This is a genomic window from Acetivibrio cellulolyticus CD2, from assembly GCF_000179595.2.
In the GTDB taxonomy this organism is placed as follows: domain Bacteria; phylum Bacillota; class Clostridia; order Acetivibrionales; family Acetivibrionaceae; genus Acetivibrio; species Acetivibrio cellulolyticus.
This window is the reverse complement of record NZ_JH556653.1, coordinates 1,007,212-1,020,553: the sequence shown is the minus strand read 5'-3', so window position 1 is coordinate 1,020,553 and position 13,342 is coordinate 1,007,212. Positions and strand designations below refer to the sequence as shown.

The window sequence follows — 13,342 nt, the reverse complement described above, 5'->3', positions numbered from 1 at the left end:
ACTCCTTATTTTTTTGACTTGGGCATTATAAAATAAAAAAATTGCAATTGAAATAAGTTGATAAAAATATGAAAGATATATATATTATACAATAAAATATCGGCCAATTCAAATAAATATTTGATGATAATGCTTGTAGATAACATTAGTACCTAATAGGTGGGGGTTATATGATTTGTTTTAATTGCGGAATTAATCTTCGAAGTCAAGATGAGAAAGAATGCCAATTGTGTGGGGTTAAATTTGCATCCTATTGTCCAGCTTGTTTATTTCCAAACCCTGCTATGGGCAAATTTTGCTTCAACTGCGGAACTAAGCTTGAAAGTATTGAAAGCAGGAGCTCCGTTCAAAACTTTGATACGTTGTCTGAAAACAGGAGAAATGTAGCTGTCATATTTGCTGATGTTTCAGGATTTACGGCACTTTCTGAAAAGCTGGACCCTGAAGAGGTCAGGGAGCTTATAAATGAGTGTTTCAGCTTTATCACAAAACCTGTGTATGAGATGGAAGGTACGATTGATAAATACATTGGTGACTGTGTTATGATTCTTTTCGGTGCAAAGTATATACATGCAGATGATGCTAAACGGGCGGTTTTGTGCTGCATGAGGATGATGAAGCTTATAAGTGAGTTTTCAGAAGAAAGGCTCTCATCACAGGGAATTTCTTTGAACCTTTCTATTGGAATAAATTATGGACTTGTTGTGACGGGAAGTATAGGAAATACGTTTGACAAAGACTATACAGTTATGGGGGATATAGTTAATACAGCCCAGAGACTGCAGTCTAATGCACAAAGGGGGAATATACTGGTTTCAGAGTCTGTTTTTATAGAGACAAAAGATATGATTGGTTATTCTGAACCAATGGAAATAAAGGTAAAGAATAAGGAACATCCAGTAAAGTGCTATAATCCGTTGAAAGTTAAAGATGAATATTATTATGAAAATAGGACTGTCTTTGTAGGGCGTATAAAGGAGCTTAATGAACTGGTTACAACCTATAACAGCGTTCAGAATTCTGGTACAAAATGTATTAATATTGTTGGAGATGCTGGGTTGGGAAAGACAAGCATTATAAAGCTGTTCTCAACGAAATTGGGAACTGATGTAAAAAAAGTCTGGGCAGACTGCAGCTCACTGCACCAAAATAGAGCATATTATACAATTTCAAGTATCATTATGAATATTATGAACATTAATCCGGGAGATAGTATAAGTGTGAAACAGCATAGGGTATCGTCATTTCTGGATTATATTCTAAAGGACAAGACTGAGGAAGAGATAAAAAGAAATACGGATTTTATCGGTCTGGTGTTGGGACTTCCTAGAGATAATGATTTTCAGAATATTCTTAATTCAATGAATTTTGATAATGTTAGAAGAGAAATTGTCAAACAGCTATGTATTTTCTTTGTTCATTTGTCAAAAAGGTATAAGTTGGTTATTGTTGTTGATGATATTCATTGGTGTGACTCTAATTCACTTACCATAATTAGGGAACTCGTTGAGATGCTGTCAAATGCCAATATCACTTTTATTTTTTCTTCAAGGTATGAGTTGGAGGAATTAAAGAAACTTGAGAATAAGAAATATAGAGTTCTTAAAATAAGGAAATTGGACAAAAAACTCATTAAAGAAATGACCTGTACTCTTTTAAATTGTAGGGATTTGGATGAGGTGTTTTTGCATATTGTAATGAAGTTTACCAATGGGAATCCGCTATACATAGGCGAGTTTATCCAAAAGATAAGAAGAATACATAGTTTTGCAATAGTCGAAGGTGTTGCTGTTATAGATCCTTCTGAGGCTACTTCGATTCCAGGTAATATACAAAGTTTGATACTTGCAAATATATCTGAGCTTGATGATAAAGCAAGAAATTTACTGCAAGCAGCATCTGTAATAGGTAAAGAATTCCGTTTTTCTATTGTATGTGCATTAGTGGGAATGAATGTTGATGAAGCCTTTGCCTCTTTAAGGCTTCCCATACATATGAACATTATCTCGCTAAAGACCGCATATACTGCTTTTGGTGTTGTTGAAAAGGAATTCATGTTTAATCAGGATACAGAAAGAGATGCCATATATAACAATATATTAAATAAGGATAAAAGGGAATACCACAAAAAAACGGGAGACATAATTGAAGCAAGGTATGCCAAGGAAATTGAGGACTATTATGAAATACTTTTTACCCATTACAGCAAAGCCAATCAGGTAAAGAAGGCAGCGCACTATGCTTTTAAGACTGCTTTAAAATACAGGAATATATTTGATATGGAAAGTTCACTAGAATACTATGAACGTTTTCTTACGCTGACGGGGGAGGAAAAAGACTCCGTTGATGAGGCAAGAGTGGTACAGGCATATCAGGAAATAGGTTATATCAATTTTATTATGGCTGATTATGACAGGGCGCTTGGAAATCTTCACAAAGCGCTTGAAAAAGCTAAACGTTATGATGATATTTACTCTATTAAGCTTATGATTGCCGATATTTACAAGGAACAGGATGTTTATGAAAATGCGTTGAAAATACTTGAAGATATACAGTCTAAATTAAAGCCGGAAAATATACTGTACGGCAAGCTTTTACAGATGAAATGCAATATTTACAGGATAATGGGCAATCCTGAGGCTTTAGATATTGCTCAAAAGTCAGAGAAGCTTTTAACTAAAACCAGGGACTATGAAAACTTTTCAGAGATGATGAACCAGGCTGGTATCATATATTATACCAAGGGAGACATCGAAAATTCCTTGCTTTGTTTGGATAAATCATATAAATATGCTGAAAATATAAATAACCTTGCTATTATGTCAAAGGTTTCGGGGAATCTTGGGGCTATCTACCATGCTACAGGTATGATATCAAAAGCCCAGGAGTATTTTGACAAATCAATTTATATTTCAAAGAAGATATCGGACCAGCAAGGAAATATTGCAGGATGCATAAATCTTGGGATACTGTATATGGACAAAGGTTTATTTGACCAGGCAGAGATCCTTTTTAACGAGTCACTGGAGATTTCCAAGGAAATAGCAGCCAGGTTAAATGAGAGCATCATACTTACAAACCTGGGTGACATTATGTATGAAAGAGGCTTTATGGATAAAGCTCTGGATTACTATGACAAGTCCCTTGGGATAGTTAAGGAGATAAATGTGCCTATCGGGGAAGGGATTAACTATATAAGCATTGCAAGGCTTTTTATTAATGTTGAGAAATACGAGAAAGTACAGGACACTTTGAAAGCTGCATATGATATATTTGTTGAAGCAGATGAAATTGCTTATATAAGTGATTACTACAGATATATGTCTTTGTATAAGCTTAGTACAGAAAATATAGAGAGTGCTGCGGAAAACTGCGATAAAGCAATTTCGATTTCAGATGAGATAAAGAGTGATATAAGGAAGCTTAAAGCGCTGAGGCTAAAATCTAAAATATTGGCAAAGAGCTGTGAATTTAACAAGGCTATAGAACTTTTAGACGAGTCTATTACATTGTCTCACCAATTGGAATCTGACTATGAGGCTGCAAAAGGTTATTTTGGCAGATGTGGACTAAACAGTCAGTTGGGGAATTTTGAAGCAGCACAAAAAGATCTGAGCCTTGCTCAGGTATATATAAGTAACGTAGACAATTGTAGATTTGCTGAAATTGTTAGGGCGATATCATAAATAAAATTGCAAACTTTTGTTTGTAACTATACAACCCTGCTCGATTAAATGCGCTTGCCGAAAAAGAATTCCTATATACGGAATTAAGAAAATCTGATAGAATTTTTATCGAAGGATTATATGTATTATTTAATTACGTAATAGTCCCAAAACAGAGATAATAAGTAATGTAAAGGGGAGAAAAATAATGTTTAGTAGTAAAAGAATGATTTCTTTAGTCATTTCATGTGTTTTTGTTGTCCAAATTCTAACTTCAACTCTGTTCAATTCAAGTAAGGTAGAGGCGGCTTCACTGGATGGAGGTTATGAAACATCACAGTCTATAGGATCTTCTGAAGAAGAAAGCAAGGAATCAACTCGTAAAGGTGATGTGGATGGAAATGGAGAAGTAACTAGCATAGATTTTGCCCGCATGAGAATGAAGTTATTAGGATTGATAGACAGTTTTCCAGTTTCAAATGGTACTTGGGCGTCAGATGTAAGTGGTGATGGGGTGTTCAATAGTATAGATTTTGCGTTTATGAGGCAGTATATACTGGGGATTATAACCAAGTTTCCTGCAGAAGCAAATAATGTAACGCCCACACCAAATGTTAGTATAACACCAACATCAACATTAACAGATACTGAGCCACCATCAAAACCGACAGGTTTGAATTACTCATTGGTAACAGGTACATCAGTTTCAATTTATTGGGGACAGTCAACGGATAGTGATTTAAAAGATTATGCAATTTTTAAAAATGGCGAATTTGAAGTATTAACTGCTGGAGAAACAAAGTACACTTTTACAAACTTGATACCTAATGAAACTTATGAGTTTAAGGTTTGTGCAATAGATACATCAAATAATAAATCAGAATTTAGTGATGCTTTTGTTATAACAACAAAAGTAAGCAATATGGAAGAACTAAAAATGGCTTTGATTCGCAATTTTTATGACAAAGGAACGACTTATAGTTTGACTTATGATGGAGATACAACTGATCTTGAAACAAAAGTGAACCAAGCAATTTTAGATGCAGTTAATGAAAGTAATGAACCTTTTATGCTTTTAGGAGATGTATCTTGGAATACAAGCGGATATCTGGGAAATTTACAAATAACATTTGACTTTGTTTACGATGATAAAAATGAATACATGATTGTAGCCCGATCAACTGATGAATTAAAAAGGGCTTTATTATGTGGATTTTATAATAGGAATCAGAATATCAATATCATATATAAAGGAACAATTACAGAAAGTGATATAAGTGAAGCAGAAAATTCAATATTAAATGATGATACATATTTGAATGCTTGTATTGATAATTTTGATTATACTATTGCATTGAATCAAAGTATGGGGATTACCGCAATAAGATTCAACTGCAGTTATAAGACAACAAAGGAACAGGAAGAGTATATTGATAGTACGATAGAGTTTATTGTATCAAAACTGACAAATACTGATATGACTGATGATGAAAAAGAAAAACTTATACATGATTATATTCTGACTAACATTGAGTACTCGGAAGATGATATATACGGAAATCCCTATAGCGCATTATGTTATGGAAAAACTAAGTGCGATGGGTATGCAATGCTGACATACAAAATGTTGAAAGCTGCAGGTATAGAAAATATTATCGTTACAAATGAAAATCATGCATGGAATGTTGTTAAAATAAATGATAAATGGTATCATTTGGATACGACTTGGGATGATAGTAGAGAAAAAGATAATGGTTTTTATAAATACTACAATTTGACAGATGCTGAAATTTTGGAGAGTAGAAATTATAGTAATTCATATGGCAAGGAGTGCATATCAAATTATATTGCTGATTTGAGTGAGCGTAATATTGAGAATAGTGGGAAATATGGGGAGATACTAAAGGAAATTCAACAGAATGAGGACTATGTCTTTGTAAATAGCTTTAAGAATAATGCATCACTAAATTTACTATATAATGAAGTGGTGCTAAAAGAAGGAGAAAACATATCTTTAGTAGATTATGAAATTCCTGCTGAATTATATGAAAATTCATATCAATGGTCTTCAAGCAATTCAGATTTAGCAACAGTGGCTAATGGAGTGATAACAGCTAAAAAAGCAGGAACAGTAATGATTTCTGCACAATCGATGTATGGTATGTTTTATACATCAAGTCTTTTTTGCAAAGTTCATGTAATGCCTGTTGAATCGGGAGATGGTAAAACACCTCAGGTCTTATCACAGGAAAAAATCAGTGGATTTACAGACCCGAGTGTTAAGTTACAGCTAACAATTAACAGCAAGGAGGATATAAATAGCACAACAGCAGTAACAAATGCCACCGATTTATTAAGCGGGAAAATAGGATTTATTGGTGAACCGGTAAATATTACAACTACATCTAAGTTTAATTGGGCGGAAATAGGATTTAAGTTGGGCGAAGAGCCTCTTGCGAATGTTGATATAAAAGATTTGGTAATTTATTGGTATGATGAGGAAAGTGGCACAATAGTTCCTCAGGCAACAATGGTAGATGAGGAAAATGGAGTGATTTCTGCGACAGTAACTCATTTCAGCACTTATTTTGTTGCTTCCAAACAGGTGCAGAATACCACTACTACTATTGCATTTGTAATAGATAGTAAATATTCTGATCAAGCTAGTCTAAATACTTTTAAAACTAATATCTATAATACAATTATAGAATTAAGAAAAAAATCAAATATAAGGACAGTTTTTATAGATGCTCAAACTAACGAAAGCATATATAACTTATATGTTCCGGCAGAAGGAATTTATACCGGGGAAATTAATATTTCGACAAATATTAACAGTGCTTTTAATTATATAACTCCTGGATGGAAGACACCTAGCAATCAGGAAATTTTAGGTACTGTAAGCAGTGGTATGGCAAGCGGGAATGAAGAGCTGAGCAGTATTAATATAAGCGGTGTTAAAAACAGTAAATATGTGTTGATATATACTCGATGGAATGGAATTTTTGTTGATAATAACGCTATACAAATAAAAATGGGAGATACAATAGGTTTGATAGTAGGAAAAACAGTAGGGTATTATGCAGGTGGAGCAATATCCTATAACCAAACCGATATCATCCCATTGGTAGAGTTTTTACTGGAAGGGAATTATACCCAGTTAACATCCTCAAATACAAACAAAACCCCTTGGGTGCTAAAAGTAGATGGAAACAATATTGAAAATGACGTTATTGTTTTGCAAAAAATATTAGTATCACTTGGATTGTTGGAAATGCCAATAGACCCTAATACTAAGACATATGTACCGTTTGGCACCTATGCAGGTCTTACGGAGAATGCGGTTAAGAAGTTTCAGAAGAAAAATGGATTAGATCAGGACGGTAAGGTGGGTAAAATTACATGGAATAAGCTAATGCTTCCGTGGGATGAGAATAGTGCACAGCCGGACAGAAATAGTTGGAGTTATATTTATATTTTGCAAAACGATAGATTCTACACTGCAATACCACAAGTTACATTGAGCACTCCTACAAAGGGAACTAAAATAAAGGTAGGTGAACCATTAAGAATAACAGCAAACGGAACTAATTGCCACCACTTGGCAGTATTCATTAATGGAGAGTGGAAGCTGACTGTATATGGAGGCAGTAACACTACAACTATAAATTTGGTATATGACTATGTAATACCTGAAATTGGAACATATACCGTACAGGTAAAAGGAAGGAATGTACCCGGCAGCAGTAGTGGAACACTTGCGTGTTCAGAGATAGTAGAAATTGAGGGATCCCTTGAAGATGAAGAGGCTGAAGAAGATGCAAGTGAAGTGTTTAGGTTTTATTTCCCAGAAACGAGGGGAGATTCTCCAGCAACTTCTGCAAATACTAATGTAACTCCTGAAGTAGCAATTGAAGTGTTGAAAAATCTTTCGAAAGGGGAACTTCCATGGCGTCCGGAACTTTCTGAAAATGGTGGTTCAGCTTTCTTTACAACTGAGGGCAATCCATATACAGGAATTGATCCAACAAAGAATTTTAAGATTGATGTTGAACTTGTAATTCCTCAAAATAAGCTTGTTTTTGATGAACAAGCATTGCTTCAGATGTATAATAAACATAAAGAGGCATGTAAGATTGAAGCTGAAACAAAATTTCGAAATTATAAGAATTTGCCATCAGATACATTATTTAATTCAAAAAACTTAAAAGCCTTTAATAACTTCCACCATAAGTTTGCTGAAAGATTAATGTGGAATGAAGTTGGGGAAAAGGTCAGAAAGTCATCGGTTAAGGTTGGAGAAGTAGTTTTAAAAGATAGTTTCTTTTCAAAGCAAGGAGATGGTAAGTTTGTTGTAGTAGCAGATGCATCAAAAATAAAGGTTAAAGGTGGTATAGCCAGATTATCCGAACTCGTTGAAGCACGAGGAGTGGAAGCTGAGCCAGTAGTGATTGAAGCTGCTGAAGCAATGGCAAAAAAACTTAAGTGGACAGGAAGGGTTAAAACCGCATTTCGATATGGTGGAAAGATATTGATGGTTGTTGGCATAGCACAAGATGTCTACAATGTATATGTCGCAGAAGATAAGGTTAAAGCAGTTGTTGAATCAGCCGGAGGCTGGGCGGGGGCAAGTGCAGGAGCTGCAGCTTTTGCCGCTTGGTGGACTCCGGCAGATGTAGCAGGACCATGGGCTTGGGTAGTTCACGGGGTTGGAACTCTTGTTGCTGGTGGAGTTGGCTATTGGGTTGGATCTGGTGTAACAAGAACAATTTACGAACTTGTACTCGAGGATTAAGGCGTTATGTTAAGTGAAAGGGTGATACGTAATGAAAAGAGATGAATATATAAGGATTTTATCTGAATTAGCTGGACCACTTGGGCCTTTTGGAACTATAGAGTACAGTGATAAGAAAACAAACGATTGGTACGATACTTTTGATACTGACTCAATAGACGTACTAATTGATCTTTTATTAAACCCTCCAAGCAAAAAAGAACTAGGATATGAAATTCCAGAGTATTTTGATGTTGAGCTCGATGATGCCTTAGTTTCGATAGGAAAGAAATTTTTTGCCATTTTTTTAGAAAAAATTAAGGTGTTGATTGAATTAAAGCATTTAAGAGTAACGATTATCTATATTCTTGGGGGAATTGGACATCAAGAAGGTTTAGGTGTATTATCAGGTTTTATAGAAAATAGCAATGACTTAACTGATGACGAAATTTTTGGATTAATTGATTCATTAGGTAGAATTGGAGGGATAAAGGCTGAGGAAAAGTTAGAGCAAATGAAAATTATGTATTCTGATCAAAATGATATTTTGAAGCAAATAGAAATATGGTTAAAGAACATAAAGAATAAAGATAAATAAGTGGAATATCTAAACGATACATGAAAAAATGCAATATTATAGGAGTGGCACTAGCACTGGTTCGAGATGTAATTAACCCTGAAATTAGAATTTATGAACTTTTACTAGTTACAGACGGGAAATATAAATGGCACTAAGATATAATCTACTATGTTGAAAAATATAATATAGTGTTACCAGAAGAATTTATTTAACATATATTCAATCAAGTAATAATGAAGAAATGTTTATTCCCTGATTCTGGTGCAATGTTTTCTAAATAACTGTGCAAACAACATGCGATAACGCCCTTATATTATAAAGTTTGAGAACATATGTCTCTTGGTTAATAAAAAACATTGTACTAGTTATTCAGCTTTGGGGTAATACTTTATGTCTTTGCAAAGACAGATAATTTTATTTAAATATTTACTTTTTAAAAGCTGGTTATATATAATATAACTGGCTTTAATAATTCAATAGGAGATGAATACATGGCAATAAAGAAATCTGAATTATACAGTTCTCTTTGGTCAAGTTGTGATGAATTAAGGGGTGGTATGGATGCCAGCCAGTACAAGGATTATGTGTTGGTAATGCTCTTTGTTAAATATATAAGTGATAAATATGCCGGAATGCCGTATGCACCAGTCACAATACCTGAAGGCTCTACTTTCAAGGATATGGTGGCTTTAAAAGGTACTGCAAATATTGGTGATGATATAAATAAAAAGATTATTGGACCGATAGCTGAGAAAAACCAATTATCGGACATGCCTGACTTTAATGATGTAAACAAGCTGGGTAGTGGTAAGGAAATGGTGGATCGTCTTACAAATCTGATTGCAATTTTTGAGCATAAGGAGCTTGACTTCAGCAAAAACAGAGCTGATGGTGATGATATTTTAGGTGATGCTTATGAATACCTTATGCGTCACTTTGCTACTGAAAGTGGTAAGAGTAAGGGACAATTCTATTCACCGGCAGAGGTAAGCCGTGTAATTTCAAAGATAATCGGAATAAATACATCAAATGTAAATGCTCAAACTACGGTATATGACCCGACTTGCGGCTCAGGCTCACTACTTTTGAAGGTGTCGGACGAAGCAGGGATTAAGATTTCACTATATGGGCAGGAAAAGGATTCTGCAACAACCGGGTTGGCAAGAATGAATATGTACCTCCATGATAACCCGCTGCATGAGATAAAGCAGGGAAATACGCTTGCAAATCCGATGTTCAAGGATGAAAATGGGAAGCTCAAAACCTTTGACTATGTGGTCGCAAATCCCCCATTTAGCGATAAGCGCTGGGGTAATGGTGTGAATACTGAAAAAGATGAGTATGAAAGGTTTAAGGATTATGGAGTTCCGCCGTCAAAAAACGGTGATTTTGCATACCTTTTACATATAATACGTTCTCTAAAGAGCAGTAAAGGTAAGGGAGCCTGTATTTTGCCGCATGGTGTCTTATTCAGGGGAAATGCAGAGGCGGAGATACGAAAGAATATTATCAGGAAGGGCTATATCAAGGGAATTATAGGACTACCTGCCAACCTGTTTTATGGCACTGGAATTCCAGCTTGTATTATTGTGCTTGATAAAGAAAATGCAGCAAACCGCAAGGGAATTTTCATGATTGATGCAAGTAAGGGCTTTATGAAAGATGGAAATAAAAACCGTCTTCGCAGTATGGATATTCATAAAATTGTAGATGTGTTTAATAATCAGTATGAAATAGATAAATATTCTAAGATGGTGACTTTTTCTGAGATAGAGAATAATGAGTACAATTTAAATATTCCAAGGTATATAGACAGTCAGGAAGGTGAAGATGTACAGGATATTGAAGCTCATTTGCTTGGTGGTATACCAATGTATGATATAGAGGCTTTGAAGGATTATTGGAAAGTATGCCCAAACCTTAAGGGTGCTCTTTTTAGCAAAAGCTCAAGGGATAGGTATTTGGATTTAAAGGTGGCTAAGGATTATATAAAGAAAACGATTTTTGAACACACCGAGTTTAAAGCTTATTCAGATAAGATGGAAGCGCATTTCAAAGAGTGGAAGGACAAGTATATCGAGATACTTAAGGGTATGAAAAAAGGATTAGTACCTAAAAAAGTTATTGCTGACTTATCTGAAAGTATACTTGCACATTATAAGGAAACAAGTCTTATTTCTAATTATGATGTATATCAGCATCTAATGGATTTCTGGGATGAGATAATGCAGGACGATTGCTATATAATTTCTACCGATGGATGGAAAGCGGAAACATACAGGATATTGGTTGAGAATAAGCAGAAGAAAATGGTGGACAAGGGCTGGACCTGTGATCTAGTGCCAAAGGATTTGGTTATTAACAGGTATTTTTATGAGGAAAAGCAGAAGATTGAAGGACTGGAAGCTGAATGTGAGGGTGTCGCTTCACAAATAGCCGAGATGGAAGAAGAACATGGAGGAGAGGAAGGCTTTTTTGCTGAACTTGAAAAGGTTAATAAGGCCAGTGTTCAGGCTAGATTGAAGGAAGTTCGGAAGGATAAGGACGCAGTAGTGGAAAGAAAGGTTTTGGAAGATTATCTTGAGCTTTGTGAGAAAGAAACGGAATTGAACAGTAAGATCAAGGTTGCAAAGGCTGAGCTGGATGATAAGTTGTATGAAAAGTATCCAAAGCTGACAGAAGAGGAAATTAAGGTTTTAGTGGTGGATGATAAATGGATGGAAGCTATTGGGAAGAATGTACATTCAGAGATGGACAGGATTAGTCAGAGGTTGACTCAGAGGATAAAGGATTTGGCAGAGAGGTATGAAATGGCACTTCCAAAGTTGAATGATGAGGTTAAGAGGTTTGAGGAAAAGGTGAAGGCTCATCTGGAAAGGATGGGTTTATATGAAAATTGACAATGGATATAAGATGACTGAGGTAGGAGTGATACCGGAGGATTGGGAAGTAGTTGACTTTGGTGATATTGTTGAATATACAAAAGGCTTTGCATTTAAGTCGGGAGATTATTGTCAAGATGGAGTAAGAATCATACGAGTCAGTGATACTACTTATGACTCTATAAAAGATGATAATCCCATTTATATAGATACTAAAAATTGTACTAAGTACAGAAAATGGATACTTATAGAACACGATTTGATTTTTTCAACTGTTGGCTCAAAACCGCCAATGTATGATTCATTAGTTGGTAAAGTTATTATGATAACAAAGAGGTATGCAGGTAGTCTTTTAAATCAAAACGCAGTATTAATTCGTAGTAAAGAAAAAAATGTGTTTATACAAAAGTTATTGTTGAATCATTTTAGAACTAATAGATATATAAGATATATTGAGACTATATTTAGAGGAAATGCAAACCAAGCAAGTATTACACTAAAAGAGTTGTTTAAGTTTCCTATACCATTACCAATAAATTATTCTGAACAAAAAGCCATTGCAACTGCTCTTTCTGATACTGATGAATTGATACAGTCTTTGGAAAAGCTCATTGCAAAAAAACGTGCAATTAAGCAGGGAGTTATGCAGAAATTGCTTACAGGCAAAAAACGTCTACAAAAATTTAATCAAGAAACTGAGAAGTATAAAAATACTGAGGTCGGTTTGATACCCGAAGACTGGAATATAGTTAAAATAAAGAATATTGCACTTATATCAACAGGATCACGTAATACTCAAGACAAAATAGATTCAGGAGAGTATCCATTTTTCGTGCGTTCCCAAACTGTCGAAAGAATTAATAGTTATTCATACGATGGAGAGGCTGTACTTACAGCGGGTGATGGCGTGGGTACAGGTAAAGTATTTCACTATATAAGTGGGAAATTTGATTTTCACCAGAGGGTATATAAAATAAGTGATTTTAAAGATAATATAGACGGATATTTCTTTTTCTTATATTTTAAGAATAGCTTTTATAATAGAATAATGCAGATGACAGCGAAATCTTCTGTTGACTCAGTTCGTATGGAAATGATTGCAGAAATGCAAATACCTATACCACCTACCCAAAATGAACAAAAAGCAATTGCATCAATACTATCTGACATGGATGCCGAAATAACGGCTTTAGAAACAAAATTGGAAAAGTACAAAAAAATCAAACAGGGAATGATGCAGAATTTATTGACCGGAAAAATCAGACTTGTGTAATGGTAATTTTACATTGTGACGGATTGAAAAGACCGGAATATTAGAATGGAATTTATTGTTTTATTCTAAAAAGTCAACCATATTTACGAAAATTCCGTAAATATGGTTGACTTTCGTTTTTGCTGGGTATACTATAAAATATAAGTATTTTATCTTGGAGGTATGACT

5 protein-coding genes are annotated in these 13,342 nt (G+C 34.7%); all 5 read left to right on the top strand.

Translation table 11 applies throughout. From position 1 onward, the window contains the following. The first annotated feature begins 170 nt into the window (after positions 1-170). The 5 genes from ACECE_RS0206585 to ACECE_RS29150 all read left to right on the top strand — a co-directional run bounded on the left by ACECE_RS0206585 (position 171) and on the right by ACECE_RS29150 (position 13,174). Positions 171-3,686 carry an adenylate/guanylate cyclase domain-containing protein gene (locus ACECE_RS0206585; RefSeq protein WP_010245759.1) on the top strand — a complete coding sequence of 1,172 codons (3,516 nt, stop codon included), beginning with the start codon at positions 171-173 and terminating at the stop codon, positions 3,684-3,686. Positions 3,687-3,873: 187 nt separating this feature from the next. Further along, on the top strand, positions 3,874-8,460 hold the full coding sequence (locus ACECE_RS29155; protein ID WP_010245757.1) for a dockerin type I domain-containing protein: 4,587 nt from the start codon (positions 3,874-3,876) through the stop codon (positions 8,458-8,460). 31 nt (positions 8,461-8,491) lie between these two features. Continuing rightward, entirely contained in the window at positions 8,492-9,037 is a 546-nt protein-coding gene (locus tag ACECE_RS0206575; RefSeq protein ID WP_010245754.1) for a HEAT repeat domain-containing protein, read from the top strand. 473 nt (positions 9,038-9,510) lie between these two features. After that, the gene (locus ACECE_RS0206570; protein ID WP_010245751.1) at positions 9,511-11,919 is read left to right on the top strand and encodes a type I restriction-modification system subunit M; all 2,409 of its coding nucleotides are present in this window, start codon (positions 9,511-9,513) and stop codon (positions 11,917-11,919) included. Next, entirely contained in the window at positions 11,909-13,174 is a 1,266-nt protein-coding gene (locus ACECE_RS29150) for a restriction endonuclease subunit S (RefSeq protein ID WP_010245748.1), read from the top strand. Before ACECE_RS0206570 ends, ACECE_RS29150 begins: the two co-directional genes overlap by 11 nt. The last annotated feature ends 168 nt before the right edge of the window (positions 13,175-13,342 follow it).